Source organism: Gordonia sp. PDNC005, from assembly GCF_016919385.1.
Classification (GTDB): domain Bacteria; phylum Actinomycetota; class Actinomycetes; order Mycobacteriales; family Mycobacteriaceae; genus Gordonia.
This window is the reverse complement of the sequence record NZ_CP070351.1, coordinates 1,372,350-1,387,765: the sequence shown is the minus strand read 5'-3', so window position 1 is coordinate 1,387,765 and position 15,416 is coordinate 1,372,350. Positions and strand designations below refer to the sequence as shown.

Genomic DNA, 15,416 nt, shown 5'->3' with positions numbered 1-15,416 from the left:
GCGCATCTGCTTGAACCAAGTCCCCGCATCGCGAGATCATCGCACCCAGGCGCCTGAGCGGACCCGCCAGACGACGGCGGCGAGCCGGGTGATCATGAACAGCAGCAGACCGGACCAGATGCCGGCCAGACCCCAGTCGAATACAAGGGACAGCCAGATCATCGGCAGGAATGCGCCGAGCGCACCGGCGAGGGTCGCCGTGCGGAGGAACGCGGCGTCGCCGCTGCCGAGAAGCACACCGTCGAGCGCGAAGACCACACCCGCGATGGGCAGCATCACCACGAAGAACCACCACGGTGTGGCGATTGCGTCGAGAACCCCCTGATCCGACGTGAAGATCCGCGGGAGAAGTCCGGCCCCGAGAGCCAGACCAGCGGCCACTGCAACCGACACGGCGGCAGACACCTTCGTGACGTGGGTCGACGTCTTACGCGCGTCGTCGAACAGCTTCGCTCCGAGCGCTGCGCCGACCAGTTGCTGGGCGGCGATGGCGAGCGAGTCCAACAGCAGCGCTGTGAACTCCCACATCTGCAACACCACCTGGTGGGCGGCCACTTGCGCAACACCGAACCGTGCGGCGACCGCGGCCGCCGACACGAAACAGACCTGGAACGAGAGGCTGCGAAGGATCAGATCGCGGCCCATCGTGAGTTGGGCGCGGATCACGTCGGCTACCGGCGCCAACCGACCCGACGCCTCACGGATCAGTCGCCACGCGAAGAGCGCGCCGGTGATCGACTCACCGACGAGGTTGGCGACAGCGCTGCCCTCCAATCCGAGCCGTGGAAGGCCGAACAGTCCGTGGACGAGTCCCACGCAGAGCACGGCGCCGACAGACAGCCCGGCCACCACATAGACCACTGGTCGCCGGGTGTCTTGCACGCCGCGCATCCACCCGTTGCCGGCCATCGACACCAGGATCAACGGGACTCCGAACACTGCGATGCGAAGCCACCGAGCGGCATCGGACGCCACGACGTCGTCGGGCACCAGGACACCCGTGACCCATGGTGCGGCGACCCAGGCGGTGCCGACGATCAGAGCGCCGACGCCGAGCGCTATCCAGGTGGCCTGCACCCCCTCGTCGACGGCCCGGTCTCGGTCACCCGCGCCGAACGCGCGTGCCGACCGAGCGGTGGTCCCGTACGACAGGAACGTCAACTGGGTGGAGATCACCCCGAGGACCAGCGTCGACACCGCGAGCGACGCCAACTCGTGAGCGCCGAGCCGCCCGACGACGGCGAGGTCGAGCATGAGGTAGAGCGGCGGCGCCACGAGGACGACCAGTGCCGACGCGGCGAGTTTGAGCATGAACGACTACAAAAGTGCGCGCAGCCGGGCGACGACCTCGTCGGCCGTCCCGGAGTCGGAGTAGCCGGAAGCACGAGTGTGTCCACCGCCGCCGAGCGCCCGCGCGATCGGGACCAGGTCGACGGCGCCCTTGCTCCGCAGCGACACCGTCCACGATCCCTCCGTCGCCTCTTTGAACACGGCTGCGACCTCGGCTTCGCGGGCGGTGCGGACGATGTCGATGACACTCTCCGACTCGTCCCAGCTCATGTCCGCCATCGCATCGGCGTTCACGCAGCCGTAGACGAGCCCACGTCCGTCACAGGCCGTCTCGTCGAGCACAGACGTCCCGAGCACCTGGGAGACCATCTGCAGCCAGGCGTACGGATGCGAGTCGAGTAGGACTCGGCTCCACTTGCCGCCGTCGACGCCCGCGTTCAGCAGTCGCGCAGCCACTTCGAACGACGCGGGACGCGCCCACTTGAACGACCCGGTGTCTGTGACCAGGCCTGCGTACAAGCACGTCGCTATGTCGGCGCTCAGCTCGACGCCGAGTTCGTCGAGCACCTGAAGGACCAGCACCGCGGTGCAGTCCGATTCGGCGTCGATGAAGTCCAGATCGCCGAACCCGGGGTTGGACACGTGGTGATCGATGCAGACGGTGGTGTCGGCCGCGGAGAACACGGCCTCGTACTCCCCGAGCCGACTCGGCGTCGCGGCATCAACGGCCACGGCCACCTCCCCGGCAGACGGGGTTGTCAATGGCTGAAGCAGTTCGCCGCCTGGCAGCTCCACAAGTGTGCTCGGCAGCGGCTCGGGACCGGAGAACCCGCACCGCACGGTGATGCCGAGCGATGCGAGTCCCAGTCCGAGTCCGAGTGCACTACCGATGGTGTCGGGATCGGGTCGGACGTGACTGATGATCACGACCGAACCCGCGTCCCGCAAAGCGGACGCGACCGCTGAGGCAGACGCCCGGTTCACGACTCCCCAGGCGACGACTCGTCGTCGTGCTTATAGGGATCGGTCTCCCCCGCAGGCTTCGCGTCCTGTGCGGCCCGAGCGACCAGCTCGTCCTGAGCACGGGCGCGAGCGAGCAGTTCGTCCATCGCTCGCGTCGCATCCGGCACCGTGTCGAGCTCGAACCGGAGTGTCGGCGTGAACCGCACACCGGTCCCCGCACCCACTTTGGAGCGCAGGGAACCGGTGGCGGCGGCCAGACCGGCCTGTGCCTCGGCGATGTCGGGCTCGGCGTCGACCGACGCGCCCATCACCGTGTAGAACACCGTGGCGTCGTGAAGATCTCCGGTCACGCGGCAATCCGTGATCGTCACGTTCGCCAGCCGGGGATCCTTGATCTCCGAGCCGATGGCGGAGGCCACGATGGTGGTGATCCGCTTGGCGAGCCGTGCGGCTCGTGCATGATCGACCATCAGTCTCGCGCCTTCTCCACCATCTCGTAGGTCTCGATGATGTCGCCGACCTTGATGTCGCTGTAGGTGATCGTCAGACCGCACTCGAAGCCTTCGCGGACCTCGGTGACGTCGTCCTTCTCACGTCGCAGCGACGAGATCGTCGCGGTCTCGGCGATGACGGCGTTGTCGCGCAGCAGACGTGCCTTGGCGTTGCGACGGACCACACCCGACTGGACCATGCAGCCTGCGATGTTGCCGACCTTGGACGACTTGAAGATCGCGCGGATCTCCGTGCGTCCCAGCTCGACCTCTTCGTAGATCGGCTTGAGCATGCCCTTGAGCGCTGCTTCGATCTCCTCGATCGCCCGGTAGATGACCGAGTAGTAGCGGATCTCCACGCCTTCGCGGTTCGCCAGCTCCGTCGCCTTGCCTTCGGCACGGACGTTGAAGCCGATGATGATCGCATCCGAAGCCGCCGCCAGGTTGACGTTGGTCTCGGTGACGCCGCCGACGCCGCGGTCGATGACACGCAACGACACCTCGTCGTCGATCTCGATGCCCAGCAGGGCCTCCTCGAGCGCCTCCACGGTGCCCGAGTTGTCGCCCTTCAGGATCAAGTTCAGCTGGCTGGTCTCCTTGAGGGCCGAATCCAGGTCCTCGAGGCTGATGCGCTTGCGACTGCGTGCAGCGAGCGCGTTGCGCTTGCGTGCATTACGACGGTCCGCGATCTGGCGTGCCGTGCGGTCCTCGTCGACCACCAGGAGGTTGTCGCCTGCACCCGGCACCGACGTGAAGCCGATGACCTGGACAGGACGCGACGGGTACGCCTCGTCGACGTCGTCGCCGTGCTCGTCGACCATGCGACGGACACGACCGTAGGCGTCGCCCGCGACGATCGAGTCGCCGACGCGGAGCGTTCCGCGCTGGATGAGCACCGTCGCCACCGGGCCGCGACCGCGGTCCAGATGGGCTTCGATGGCCACACCCTGTGCGTCCATGTCCGGATTGGCACGCAGGTCGAGCGATGCGTCCGCGGTGAGCAGCACGGCTTCGAGCAGCGCGTCGATGTTCTCGCCCTGCTTGGCCGAGATGTCGACGAACATGGTCTCGCCGCCGTACTCCTCGGGCACCAGACCGTATTCGGTCAGCTGACCGCGGATCTTGGCCGGGTCGGCGCCTTCCTTGTCGATCTTGTTGACCGCCACGACGATCGGCACGTCGGCCGCCTGCGCGTGGTTGACCGCCTCCACCGTCTGCGGCATGACGCCGTCGTCGGCCGCGACCACGAGGATCGCGATGTCGGTGGCCTTCGCACCACGGGCACGCATGGCGGTGAACGCCTCGTGACCCGGGGTGTCGATGAACGTGATCAGGCGATCTTCGTCGTTCAGGTGAGTGTTCACCTGGTACGCGCCGATGTGCTGGGTGATGCCGCCGGCCTCGCCGCCGCCGACATTCTCCTTGCGGATCGTGTCGAGCAGGCGGGTCTTGCCGTGGTCGACGTGACCCATGACGGTGACCACCGGGGGACGCTGCTGGAGATCGTCCTCGTCGCCTTCGTCTTCGCCGTAGGTGAGGTCGAACTTCTGCAGAAGCTCGCGGTCCTCGTCCTCGGGGCTGACGACCTGAACCGTGTAGTTCATCTCGCCGCCGAGCAGCTCCAGCGTCTCGTCGTTGACCGACTCGGTCGCCGTGACCATCTCGCCGAGGTTGAACAGGGCCTGGACCAGCGACGCCGGGTTGGCGTTGATCTTCTCGGCGAAATCGGACAGCGATGCGCCGCGAGCGAGGCGGATGACCTCGCCGTTGCCGTGAGGCAGACGGACGCCGCCGACCTCGGGAGCGCGCATCGAATCGTATTCTTGCCGCTTCTGACGCTTCGACTTGCGTCCACGACGCGGAGCGCCACCGGGACGGCCGAAGGCGCCTGCTGCGCCGCCGCGTCCACGGTTGCCACCGCCACCGCCGCCGGGACGACCGCGGAAACCGCCCGCGGGTGCGCCACCGGCACCGGGAGCACCGCCGCCGCCTGGGCCGCCGCGGTATCCGCCGCCACCGCCGCCGGGACGGCCGCCCGGACCGCCACGGCCACCGGGCCGAGCGTCAGGACGGGCCGCACGCTGCGGCATCGCACCGGGAGACGGGCGAGGAGGCATGTTGCCGGGGTTGGGACGGGGACCGCCTGCACCGGCCGGGGGACGGGGACCGCCCTGACCGGGTGCGGGACGTCCGCCTGCGGCGCCGGGACGGCCGCCGCCGGGACGCGGACCCGCCTGACCCGGCCCCGGGCGAGGTCCGCCCTGGGGACGAGGCGCAGGAGCGGGCGCCGACGAGAACGGGTTGTTGCCGACACGCGGTGCACGCGGGCCGGGACGCGGACCCGGACGAGGTCCGGACGGCTTCGGGCCCGGAGCAGCGGAGGCCGCCGGAGCCGGCGCAGCCGCGGCGGGTGCCTGCGGAGTTTCGGGCTTCGGAGCCGGTGCCGCCGGAGTCGGCGCGGGGCCCGGACGGGGTCCGGGAGCCGCCGGACGCGGCGAAGGAGCCGACGGTGCGGGTGCTGCTGCTGCGGGTGCCGCGGGCACCGGCTTCGGTGCACCGGGCTTGGGACCGGGGACACCCGGCTTCGCGGGACTCGGCTTCGCAGCCGAGGGCTTGGGGGACGCCTTGGGGGCGTCGCCTCCGGCGGAACCGCCGGAGAAGGATTCACGCAGTCGACGAGCCACGGGGGCTTCCACTGTCGACGATGCGGATTTGACGAACTCGCCTTGCTCCTTCAGACGCTCCAGCACTGTCTTGCTGGGAACGCCGAGTTCCTTGGCCAGTTCGTGAACGCGGGCCTTGCCTGCCACTGCTCTCCTCACTTGGAGGTCGAGCGGGCTTCCCGCTGCGACCTCGATTTATTCGGTCAACGTGCTCATCGTGGAGACTTCACGGTGTGCTCATGGTTCTCTGCTACCTGTCCTGATCCCGCGTGGGATCTGTTGGCGTGATCTCGTCGATCAGATCGGCGAGGTCCTGCGGGTTCACGGTGAGACCGCGATCCCGTAGCGCCGGACCGAAGGCTCGTCGCCGCATCGCGGCCGACAAGCAGTCGGCTGTGCGATGCAGCCAGGCGCCACGTCCCGGCAGACTCCTCGTGGTGTCGACCACCACGGCGCTCGATTCACCGGGCGCTCGCCGAGCGACAACACGCACCAGTTCGGGAGCGTTGTCGCGACGGCGGCATCCGATGCACGTACGGACCGGCGCGGTCGACGTTCGAGGAGCCACAGGTCAGTCTAGCTCATCGGACGGGCCCGACGTCACCGCATTGTCGTGCGCCGCGTCAGGTGTGACGTCCCCCTCATTGCTCTCCGGCGTCTCGCGGGGACCGCCGTCGCCGGTGTCGGACCGGATGTCGATGCGCCACCCGGTCAGACGCGCAGCCAAGCGTGCGTTCTGACCTTCCTTCCCGATCGCGAGCGACAGCTGGTAGTCGGGCACGATGACTCGTGCGGCGCTGGTCTCGACATCGATGACGGTGACCGACAGGACCTTCGCAGGCGACAACGCGTTGCCGACGAACACCGCGGGATCGGACGCGAAGTCGATGATGTCGATCTTCTCCCCGGACAGCTCGCTCATCACGTTCCGCACGCGCTGTCCCATCGGGCCGATACACGCGCCCTTCGCGTTGAGTCCGTTGACGCCGGTGTGGACCGCGATCTTCGAACGGTGTCCGGCTTCGCGCGCGACGGCGACGATCTCGACCGAGCCGTCCGCGATCTCCGGCACCTCGAGAGCGAACAGCTTGCGGACGAGGTTCGGGTGCGTGCGCGACAGGGTGATCTGCGGGCCGCGCATCCCGCGCGTCACTCCGACGACGTAGCACTTGATGCGGTCGCCGTGCTTGTACTGCTCCCCCGGAACCTGCTCGACGGGAGGGATGATGCCCTCGGTGGCGTTCGCGTCCGAACCGATCTGGACGACGATGATGCCCTTGGCGTTGAGACGGGCGTCCGCCTGGACCACGCCGCCGACGACTTCACCCTCGTGGGCGGCGAGCTCGCCGTAGTTCTTCTCGTTCTCGGCGTCGCGCAGACGCTGCAGGATCACCTGGCGTGCTGTTGTGGCGGCGATGCGGCCGAATCCTTCGGGGGTGTCGTCCCATTCGTGGACGACAACGCCTGCATCGTCGAGCTCCTGCGCCATCACTCGAACCGCACCGCTCTTGCGGTCGACGTCGATCCTGGCGTTGGGCGCGAAACCGTCGGTGTGACGGTACGCGGTGAGCAGGGCCGATTCGATGGCCGTGATGACGGTGTCGATGGACACGCCCTTGTCGGCTTCGATCAGGCGGAGAGCACTGATGTCGATGTGCATGGCGACTCCTATTCGCTTGTCGGGTTGAGTTGTCTGTTCAGTTCTTTGTTCAGTTGTCTGTGCGTTCGCGTCGCCGCGCGATCTCGGCGTCGTCGAGGCCGCAGGCCCGCAACTCCGCTTCACCCGGCCGATGGAAGTCGACGTCGACGACGGCGCGTGTGATCGTGTCGAGAACCACGTCGACTGTCGACAGGCGGCCCTTGTCTGCTTTCACGAGCGTCACGGCGCCATCGGTGATCGGCCCGATCCGCCCGACGACGTCTCTGTCGACTCCGTCCGCCGTGTATGCGACTTTCACGGTCCGGCCGGTCGAGCGCCGCCAATGGCGTTCTGCGGTGAGCGGCCGCCCGACGCCCCGCGTGGTGAGTTCGAGGTCGTACGGCTGTTCGCCCATCACGCCGGATGCCTCGAGCGCCTCGTCGACGGCACGACTCAGCTCGGCGATCGCGTCGAGGCTCGCCCCGCCGTCGCGGTCGACCACGATTCGGACGTCGCGTCGCCCGGGCGGGGTCAGCAGTGCGATCTCTTCGAGGTCGTAGCCTGCGCCGGTGAGAACCGGTTCGACGACGGCTCCGATCATCTCGGTCTTGTCGCCGCTCATCGTGCCCTCACCTCGTGACTTTCCTGATCTGCGCCCCGTTCTGACGGTCCACTGTACGTGTGGGAGAACGCTCCGTTCGGGGCCTGCTGAGTGTAGTCGATTCGAGGGACTGGCAGAATTCGACAACGTGACTGCCCTTTACCCGTACCCCGGACCATCTCGCCGCGCAGTCCTACGCGGAGCGGCTGCGGTTCCCCTCGTCGTCGCCGCCGGAGTCTCGGTCACAGCATGCGGGCCGACACTCGACGAGCAGCGCGACACCGCCGAGATGCTGGTCCAGCACGCGCAAGCGGCAGTTCGCGAGCAGAAGGCCGCTCAGTCGCTCGGCCCGCGGGTCACCGAGTACACCGCCGCACTCGGAGTCGTCGCGGCACAGCGCGGTGAACACGCGCAGGCACTGCGTGACGAAGTGAACAGACTGCACTCCTCGTCCGCGGCTCGCATCGATGATGCGGCGCCCGCGATCACCACGATCGACGCACTGCGCGCTGCGCTCACCGCGTCCACGAAATCTGCGGCGACGTCGGCCGTCGCCGCCGAGGGCTTCGTCGCAGGTCTACTCGCATCCACGTCGGCCGCGTGCCGCACCCTCACGGAGGTCCAGCTCGCATGAGCCAAGTCGACGCACTGTCCACCGCGGCCGACGCAGAGAACACCGCGATCTTCGTTTACGGTCTCGCGACGGCATTCGCCACGGGTGACGAACGCACTCTCGTCGGCACGTACATCGCCGAGCATCGGGTGCGCCGTGACGCGCTGAACAACGCCCTGGTCGCGGCAGGGTCGAACGAACGGGTGCCCGCAGCCGGCTACACCCTGCCGTTCGACGTCACCGACGGCGCCACCGCTGGAAAGGCCATCCTGCAGGCGGAGAACGCGTGTGCCCAGGCCTACCGTGCTCTCGTGGAACAGGCAGCCGACACGACTGTCCGCAGGCTCGGCGTCGACGGTCTCGCAGACTCCGCCCTGCGCATCGCGCACTGGCGTGCATCGCAGGGCGTCTCTCCGACGACGGTTCCCTTCCCCGGCGCGTAACGTTCCCCGATTCGAGCGATCTCCGGCTGTGCGCCGAAAGAATCGGTGGAATCGGCGAACCTTAAGCGTGACTAGCCGCGTACTGCGGCAAGGACGGCGTCAGTCGCGCCGTCGACCGGAGCTTCCACGGCTTCACCGGTGAAGCGGTCGCGGATCTCGACGGTGCCGTTGGCCCAACCACGTCCGACGACAACGACGATCGGCATGCCGAGGAGCTCGGAGTCCTTGAACTTCACCCCGGGTGACGCCTTGCGATCGTCGAGGAGCACCGAGACGCCTGCAGCGTCGAGCTTGGCGGCAAGGTCCTCGGCGCCTGCGACTGCGGCCTCGTCCTTGTTGGCGATCACCAGGTGGACGTCGAAGGGCGCGACCTCGCGCGGCCAGCGCAGTCCCTTGTCGTCGTGCATCTGCTCGGCGAGGACGGCGACCATCCGCGACACTCCAAGACCGTACGAGCCCATCGTGACGCGGACCGGCTTTCCGTTCTCGCCGAGGACGTCGAGCTCGAAGGCGTCGGCGTACTTGCGGCCGAGCTGGAAGATGTGGCCGATCTCGATGCCCTTGGCCGAGGTCAGAACTCCCTTGCCGTCGGGCGACGGGTCGCCGTCGCGCACCGATGCGGCCTCGATGACTCCGTCCGGAGTGAAGTCGCGGCCCACGACGAGGTCAACGAAGTGCTGCCCCTTCACGTCGGCGCCCGTGATCCACGACGTGCCCTCGACCACTCGAGGATCGACGAGATATGTGAATCCCGCGCCCTGCACACCCTTGGGGCCGATGTAGCCCTTGACCAGTGCGGGATTCGCGACGAAGTCGGACTCCTCGAGAAGCTCGACCTCGGCCGGCTCAACGGACGCCTCGAGCCGCTTGAAGTCGACTTCGCGGTCGCCGGGAACGCCGATCGCGGTGATCTCCCACTCGCCGCCCGGCTTGCGGATCTTGACCATCACGTTCTTGAGAGTGTCGGCAGCGGTGTACTCCCCGTCGAGGGTCGCGTTCGCCCAGTCGACGAGCGTCTCGATCGTCGGGGTGTCGCCGGTCTCGTGTGCCACCGCCGCAGGCAGGCCGTCGATCGGCCGCGCGGACGGCACGGTGGTGACGACTGCCTCGACGTTGGCTGCGTAGTCGGACTCGGTGCTGCGGACGAAGGTGTCCTCACCCACCTCGCACTCGGCGAGGAACTCTTCGGACTGGCTGCCGCCCATCGCTCCGGCCGTCGCCTTGACGATCACATACTTGACGCCGAGACGGTCGAAGATGCTCTGGTATGCGGCACGGTGCTTGTCGTACGAGACCTGCAGTCCCGCGTCGTCGAGGTCGAACGAGTACGAGTCCTTCATGACGAACTCACGCCCGCGGAGGATACCCGCGCGGGGCCGCTCTTCGTCGCGGTATTTGGTCTGAACCTGGTACAGGATCACCGGGAGGTCTTTGTACGAGCTGTATTCGCCCTTCACCAGCTGAGTGAAGATCTCTTCATGGGTGGGACCGAGCAACATCTCTGCGCCCTTGCGGTCTTTGAGGCGGAAGAGGTTGGGGCCGTACTCGGTCCATCGGCCGGTCGACTCGTACGGATCACGAGGGAGCAGCGCCGGCAGCAGGATCTCCTGAGCGCCCATCGCGTCCATCTCGTCGCGCACCACTTGCTCGACGTTCCGGAACACTCGCAGGCCGAGCGGCAGCCACGAGTAGACGCCTGGTGCGGTGCGTCGGATGTAGCCGGCGCGGACGAGGAGCTTGTGGCTCGGAACCTCGGCGTCGGCGGGGTCGTCGCGGAGCGTGCGGAGGAACAGTGCGGACATGCGTGTGATCACGGTAGTCCAGCTTAGTGCGGGTGACGCGGCGTTCGTTAGGGTGGTCGCGTGCTCGTGATCCTGCCTCCTTCGGAGACCAAGTCCGACGGCGGGACGTCGGCCCCGCTCGACCTCGAATCGCTGTCGCTCCCCGCGCTCACCGACGTACGCCGACGTGTGGCCGACGCCGTCGTCGGGTTGTCGTCCGACCTCAACGCCTCCCGCGACGCACTCGGCCTTGGCGCGAGTGATGCGGCGATCGCCGAGGTCGCTCGCAACGCAGAGCTGTTCACCAGCCCGACCCGTCCGGCGATCACTCGGTACACGGGTGTTCTCTACGACGCCCTCGACTACCCGGGCATGACTCGTGCGTCGAAGACGAAGGCGGCGGATCGCCTCATGGTGGGATCGGCGCTGTTCGGCGTCGTCTCAGCGACCGACGAGATTCCGGCGTACCGCCTCTCGGGCGGATCGAAGCTTCCGGGTTTCGGGACTCTAGGCTCCGTGTGGAAGCCGGTCCTCTCTCCCGCGCTCGACGCGATCGACGACTTCGTGATCGACCTGCGGTCGGGCGTTTACCAGAAGCTCGGGCCCGTCTCGGGCTCGGTGACCGCAACCGTCGTCACCGAGTACCCGAACGGGACGCGCAAGGTGGTCAGCCACTTCAACAAGCACTACAAGGGTCTCGTCGCGCACGAACTCGTCCGCACACGCCGGAACGTCCGTGACGTCAACGGACTGGCCGCCGTGCTGTCCGACGCAGGTCAGCGAGTGGAGGTGACCTCGCCCGTCGAGATCACCGTCGTCACGGAGGGCTGACCCGGCGTTCGTCAGTCCTCGTCGTCGATGGCGGCGATCTGAGCCTTCTGGGCCCGGATACGGCCGTAGCCGTACGCTGCAGCCATCCCGATGACACCGGTGATCAGGCCGATCAGCATGCGCAGGTCGCCGGATCCGGAACCCGCGTCTGCGGAGATCCGGTAGATCCAGCCGTTGAGAGCTGTGACCGCGAGCGCGCCGAACACAAGCGGGACGACGATCGTGGTGAACCCGGATTCGGGAAGCGGTTCGATGCCGGCGCGGCGGCGGTACATCTGCCACCCCGACATCACCACCACCGCGAGCCCGACGAGAACCGCGGTGATCACCGGACTGACGAACCACGCTGCGACCGCGGCCACGAGGAGAAGCGCGCCGGAGACTCCCGCGGCCATGCGGGCGTTCACAGGAGCACCGCACGATCGATGTCGGTGAATCCGGCGACCGGCCCGATCACCGCGATCGCAGGCGCGATCAGTCCCTCGTCGCTCGCCGCTTGCGCGGCGTGCGAGAGGTCTGTGCGAATGAGCCGCTGATCGGGACGAGAGGCGTTCTCGATGAAGGCGACGGGCGTGTCCGCCGGGCGCCCTCCGGCCAGCAGGGCCTGCGCGAACACGTCGATCCGTTTGACCGCCATCATCAACACGATCGTGCCTCGCAACTGGGCGAGCGCGTTCCAGTCGGTCAGCGAGTCCGGATGATCCGGTGCCACATGACCGGACACGACGACGAACTCGTGGGTCACTCCACGGTGAGTCACCGGGATTCCCGCGAGACCGGGAGCCGAGATCGGGCTCGTGACACCCGGGACCACCGTCACCGGGACCCCGGCCTCGACACACGCCTGCAGTTCTTCGAAACCGCGCCCGTACACGTAGGGATCGCCGCCTTTCAGACGGACGACGAACTTCCCGGCCTTCGCCCGCTCGACGAGGATCTCGTTGATCTGCTCCTGACGCATCGCACGGCCGTACGGCACCTTCGCCGCGTCGATGATCTCGACCTGCGGGCCGAGCTCGTCGAGCAGTGCAACGGGTGCCAGGCGATCTGCGACGACCACGTCGGCTTCGGCGAGCAGTCTGCGGCCACGCACGGTGATCATGTCGGCGGCGCCGGGCCCACCGCCGACGAGGGCGACTCCCGGCGCATGACGGTTGTCGTCCTCGACGGTCAATGACGTGCCGTCCGCGAATGCCGCGGTGATCGCGGCGCGGGCGGCCGCGGAACGCCGGTGATCGCCACCGGCGAGCACTCCGAACTGAAGATCGCCGTGATGGCCGGACGCCGGTGTCACCGCAGTGCCGGACGAACCGTCGTCGGCCCGGACGCAGAAGATCCGGTCCTCGGTCGCTTCGGCCACGATCGCAGCGTTCACCGCCGGATCGTCGGTGCATGCGATGGCGTACCAGGCACCGTCGAGATCACCGGCGGCGTATGGCCGACGGTGGACCGTCACCGTGGGTTCAGACTCGATCGTCGGTGTCGGATCGACTGCGATCACATGCACGTCCGCGCCTGCTGCCAGCAGGTTCGGCAGTCGACGCTGCGCGACGCTTCCGCCTCCGACGACAACAACACGTCGGTCCCGCAGGTCCAGTCCGGCCAGGTAATGAGGGTGCCCCATGACCGTTGACAGTAGTCGGCGACGTGTTACATCCGTGCTTCGGCCCGGGCCAGGGCCCGTGCGCGTGACTCCTCGAACTTCGTGACCTTGACGTCCATCTGGGAGAGGAACGCGGCGAGCTTCTCCCGGTACATCTGGCCCGTCGGACCGAAGTCGTCGCGATCGAAGATCCGCCACTTGCGCAGGACCGGCATCACCACCTCGTTCATGTGCTGCGGAAGGTCGTAGATCCCGCCCTTGGCGATCAACACGGCGTTGCGGCGGAAGTTGGGCATCGTCGCTCCCGGCATGGCGAAGTTCGACACGATGGTGAAAATCGCCTCCATCGCCTCGTCCGGCACCACGTCGAGAGCCGCGGAGACGATGTTCCGGTAGAAGATCATGTGCAGGTTCTCGTCAGCTGCCACGCGCTGCAGCATGCGGTCGGCGATCGGGTCGCCGCACGCCTTGCCGGTGTTCTTGTGACTGACCCGGGTGGCCAGCTCCTGGAACGACACGTACGCCACCGCATACAGCATGTCGAAACTGTGGTCACGCTGGCCGTCGTCGTCCGGCAGCGGGTTGTACCCGCCGGTCATGTGTTCCATCCGAAGGTTCTCCAGCTCCACCGGGTCGACCCCACGGGTGACGACGAGGTAGTCCCGCATGACGATCGAATGCCGCATCTCCTCGGCCGTCCACCGCCCCACCCAGAAGCCCCAGGCGTCGTCGAGAGTGAAATTGTCGGCGATCACCCGGTGGTACGACGGCAGGTTGTCCTCCGTCAGCAGATTCGTGATCATCGCGGCTTTCGCCGTCTCCGACAGCTGCGACTGCTCCGGGTCCCAGTCGACGCCGCCGAGCGCTGCGAAGTTGCGGCCGTCGTCCCACGGGACGTAGTCGTGCGGGTGCCAGTCGCGCGTGAGCTTCATATGTCGTTCCACTTCCCGCTCACAATCGGGAAGGAGTTCACGAAGCAGGTCCGAGCCGGTCATCGACGAACCGATCAATGCAGTCATGGCATCCACCATGACGACGCGGACCCGGTCATGTCCTGAGCCGAAAGTCCCGAGTCGATTGGGCCCCGAGTCCACTCCTCACCTGCGGTAACGTTGCTGACATGACCGCTGGACCTCACGATCCCAACCGACGCCGAGTACGCGTGTTCCTCGTCGACGACCACGAACTCGTCCGACGCGGACTCCGAGACCTGCTCGGTACCGCCGACGATCTCGTGGTGGTCGGTGAAGCCGCAACCGTCGGTGAGGCCCGGGTCGGCATCGCGTCAGCAGAACCCGACGTGGCGGTGCTCGACGTCCGACTCCCCGACGGCAACGGTGTGGAACTGTGTCGGGACGTCCGAGCAGAGAATCCGAACATCCGCTGTCTGATGCTGACCAGTTACGCCGACGACGACGCCCTGCTCGCGGCAGTCCTCGCAGGCGCGTCGGGTTTTGTGCTCAAGCAGATCCTGGGCCACAACTTGATCGAAGCGGTGCGGACCGTCGGCAACGGCGGTTCGCTGCTCGATCCGAAGAGCACCGGTGCGCTTCTCGCGAAGCTGCGCAAGGGCGAGCCCACCGATCCCCTCGCCCAGCTGACGTCGCAGGAGCGTGAGGTGTTCACGCTGATCGGCGAAGGACTCACCAACCGGCAGATCGCCGACCGCATGTTCCTCGCCGAGAAGACGATCAAGAACTACGTCTCGCGGATCCTGTCGAAGCTCGACATGCAGCGTCGCACCCAGGTCGCCGTCCTGGCGACGGAACTGCGCGGTCGTGACCGCTGACGCCGACTCGCCGGATCGTGACCCGTCCGGCGGCCGTGAGCTGAGCGTCCAACTCGGGACCACCGCAGCAGTGGCCGTGCTGTTCCTGGTGCTGCGGATGCTCGCCGTGGCGCACTGGGACTGGCACACGGTCGCGGCGATCGCCGACACGTTCGACTTCTCGGACGCCTTTCCGATCGCGTTCGGAACGGTCGTCGGCCAGCCCGTGCTGACCGGCGTCTTCATCGCGTTGCTGCTGCCGATCGTGCTGATGCGTGTGCTGTGGCCGATGGATCGGCACCGCGGAACGATCACGGTGTCGATCGTGCTTGGCGCGGTGACACTGCTGACGATGGCGCTGTCGATGACCGTCACCTTCGGCAACCTGTGGACGCCTCTCGGCGCCGCGGCCGTCGGAATCGTCGTCTCGGTCATGAGGCTGTGGTGGCGCACCGGTGCCGTGCACGACGTGCTGCTGCGGATCAGTCGACGTGTGTCGATGCTCGCCGCCGCAGGCGTGCTCATCCTCGCCGCGGTGAACGACGTTCCGTGGATGGGCGCGGAACGGATCGAGACGGACGAGGGCGTCGTCGAGGGATATGTCCTCGAAGCCGAGCCTGGGTTCCTGCACGTCCTGACGGACGACCGCGAGGTGGTCATCCTCCCCGACTCCAGCGTCCACACACGCGAACTGGTCGACTGAACTCAGTTCCTCGAACGTAGAAGGCAG

At 67.4% G+C, this 15,416-nt stretch carries 16 protein-coding genes; 5 read left to right on the top strand and 11 right to left on the bottom strand.

Translation table 11 applies throughout. The features are described from left to right. Positions 1 to 36: 36 nt before the first annotated feature. The 7 genes from JVX90_RS06550 to rimP form a co-directional block, all read right to left on the bottom strand. Positions 37 to 1,311 carry an MATE family efflux transporter gene (locus tag JVX90_RS06550; protein WP_205331591.1) on the bottom strand — a complete coding sequence of 425 codons (1,275 nt, stop codon included), beginning with the start codon at positions 1,309 to 1,311 and terminating at the stop codon, positions 37 to 39. A gap of 6 nt (positions 1,312 to 1,317) precedes the next feature. Continuing rightward, complete coding sequence (locus JVX90_RS06545) at positions 1,318 to 2,274, bottom strand: DHH family phosphoesterase (RefSeq protein ID WP_205331590.1); 957 nt, start codon at positions 2,272 to 2,274, stop codon at positions 1,318 to 1,320. Then, positions 2,271 to 2,723 (bottom strand): 30S ribosome-binding factor RbfA, encoded by a 453-nt coding sequence (gene rbfA / locus JVX90_RS06540; RefSeq protein WP_205331589.1) that lies wholly within the window; start codon positions 2,721 to 2,723, stop codon positions 2,271 to 2,273. Before rbfA ends, JVX90_RS06545 begins: the two co-directional genes overlap by 4 nt. Continuing rightward, entirely contained in the window at positions 2,723 to 5,554 is a 2,832-nt protein-coding gene (infB, locus tag JVX90_RS06535) for a translation initiation factor IF-2 (RefSeq protein ID WP_205331588.1), read from the bottom strand. The genes rbfA and infB overlap by 1 nt, the downstream gene beginning before the upstream one ends. A 103-nt stretch (positions 5,555 to 5,657) precedes the next feature. Next, positions 5,658 to 5,975, bottom strand: coding sequence for a YlxR family protein (locus tag JVX90_RS06530; RefSeq protein ID WP_205331587.1), 318 nt, complete (start codon positions 5,973 to 5,975; stop codon positions 5,658 to 5,660). A gap of 3 nt (positions 5,976 to 5,978) precedes the next feature. Further along, positions 5,979 to 7,067, bottom strand: a complete 1,089-nt coding sequence (gene nusA, locus JVX90_RS06525; RefSeq protein ID WP_205331586.1) for a transcription termination factor NusA — start codon at positions 7,065 to 7,067, stop codon at positions 5,979 to 5,981. Between the two features lie 49 nt (positions 7,068 to 7,116). Then, positions 7,117 to 7,668 (bottom strand): ribosome maturation factor RimP, encoded by a 552-nt coding sequence (gene rimP, locus JVX90_RS06520; RefSeq protein ID WP_205331585.1) that lies wholly within the window; start codon positions 7,666 to 7,668, stop codon positions 7,117 to 7,119. A gap of 127 nt (positions 7,669 to 7,795) precedes the next feature. Between rimP and JVX90_RS06515 the strand changes: the two genes are divergently transcribed. Next, the gene (locus JVX90_RS06515; protein ID WP_205331584.1) at positions 7,796 to 8,281 is read left to right on the top strand and encodes a hypothetical protein; all 486 of its coding nucleotides are present in this window, start codon (positions 7,796 to 7,798) and stop codon (positions 8,279 to 8,281) included. Continuing rightward, positions 8,278 to 8,703, top strand: a complete 426-nt coding sequence (locus tag JVX90_RS06510; RefSeq protein ID WP_205331583.1) for a ferritin-like domain-containing protein — start codon at positions 8,278 to 8,280, stop codon at positions 8,701 to 8,703. Before JVX90_RS06515 ends, JVX90_RS06510 begins: the two co-directional genes overlap by 4 nt. A 71-nt stretch (positions 8,704 to 8,774) precedes the next feature. Here JVX90_RS06510 and JVX90_RS06505 read toward each other — a convergent pair whose 3' ends face one another. Then, the gene (locus tag JVX90_RS06505) at positions 8,775 to 10,505 is read right to left on the bottom strand and encodes a proline--tRNA ligase (protein ID WP_205332301.1); all 1,731 of its coding nucleotides are present in this window, start codon (positions 10,503 to 10,505) and stop codon (positions 8,775 to 8,777) included. Between the two features lie 60 nt (positions 10,506 to 10,565). Between JVX90_RS06505 and JVX90_RS06500 the strand changes: the two genes are divergently transcribed. Continuing rightward, positions 10,566 to 11,315, top strand: a complete 750-nt coding sequence (locus JVX90_RS06500) for a peroxide stress protein YaaA (protein WP_205331582.1) — start codon at positions 10,566 to 10,568, stop codon at positions 11,313 to 11,315. Positions 11,316 to 11,326: 11 nt separating this feature from the next. On the opposite strand, the gene JVX90_RS06495 is transcribed toward JVX90_RS06500, so the two are convergent. The 3 genes from JVX90_RS06495 to JVX90_RS06485 are packed head-to-tail and all read right to left on the bottom strand — an operon-like array spanning position 11,327 to position 13,937. Beyond that, positions 11,327 to 11,722: a hypothetical protein gene (locus tag JVX90_RS06495; RefSeq protein WP_205331581.1), complete on the bottom strand. Its 396-nt coding sequence runs from the start codon at positions 11,720 to 11,722 to the stop codon at positions 11,327 to 11,329. Further along, the gene (gene cobA, locus JVX90_RS06490) at positions 11,719 to 12,939 is read right to left on the bottom strand and encodes a uroporphyrinogen-III C-methyltransferase (protein WP_205331580.1); all 1,221 of its coding nucleotides are present in this window, start codon (positions 12,937 to 12,939) and stop codon (positions 11,719 to 11,721) included. The genes JVX90_RS06495 and cobA overlap by 4 nt, the downstream gene beginning before the upstream one ends. 26 nt (positions 12,940 to 12,965) lie before the next feature. Beyond that, positions 12,966 to 13,937, bottom strand: a complete 972-nt coding sequence (locus JVX90_RS06485; RefSeq protein ID WP_205331579.1) for an acyl-ACP desaturase — start codon at positions 13,935 to 13,937, stop codon at positions 12,966 to 12,968. Between the two features lie 101 nt (positions 13,938 to 14,038). Here JVX90_RS06485 and JVX90_RS06480 point away from each other — a divergent pair, with 101 nt between their 5' ends. Together JVX90_RS06480 and JVX90_RS06475 are read left to right on the top strand one after the other, a co-directional pair. Then, positions 14,039 to 14,707 carry a response regulator transcription factor gene (locus JVX90_RS06480; RefSeq protein ID WP_205331578.1) on the top strand — a complete coding sequence of 223 codons (669 nt, stop codon included), beginning with the start codon at positions 14,039 to 14,041 and terminating at the stop codon, positions 14,705 to 14,707. After that, positions 14,697 to 15,389, top strand: a complete 693-nt coding sequence (locus JVX90_RS06475; protein WP_205331577.1) for a hypothetical protein — start codon at positions 14,697 to 14,699, stop codon at positions 15,387 to 15,389. Before JVX90_RS06480 ends, JVX90_RS06475 begins: the two co-directional genes overlap by 11 nt. Positions 15,390 to 15,416: the final 27 nt, after the last annotated feature.

Coding starts and splice junctions, on each gene's coding strand:
- JVX90_RS06550 (WP_205331591.1), bottom strand. CDS start 1,311: ATGCTCAAACTCGCCGCGTCGGCACTGGTCGTCCTCGTGGCGCCGCCG.
- rbfA (WP_205331589.1), bottom strand. CDS start 2,723: ATGGTCGATCATGCACGAGCCGCACGGCTCGCCAAGCGGATCACCACC.
- nusA (WP_205331586.1), bottom strand. CDS start 7,067: ATGCACATCGACATCAGTGCTCTCCGCCTGATCGAAGCCGACAAGGGC.
- rimP (WP_205331585.1), bottom strand. CDS start 7,668: ATGAGCGGCGACAAGACCGAGATGATCGGAGCCGTCGTCGAACCGGTT.
- JVX90_RS06510 (WP_205331583.1), top strand. CDS start 8,278: ATGAGCCAAGTCGACGCACTGTCCACCGCGGCCGACGCAGAGAACACC.
- JVX90_RS06505 (WP_205332301.1), bottom strand. CDS start 10,505: ATGTCCGCACTGTTCCTCCGCACGCTCCGCGACGACCCCGCCGACGCC.
- cobA (WP_205331580.1), bottom strand. CDS start 12,939: ATGGGGCACCCTCATTACCTGGCCGGACTGGACCTGCGGGACCGACGT.
- JVX90_RS06485 (WP_205331579.1), bottom strand. CDS start 13,937: ATGACTGCATTGATCGGTTCGTCGATGACCGGCTCGGACCTGCTTCGT.
- JVX90_RS06480 (WP_205331578.1), top strand. CDS start 14,039: ATGACCGCTGGACCTCACGATCCCAACCGACGCCGAGTACGCGTGTTC.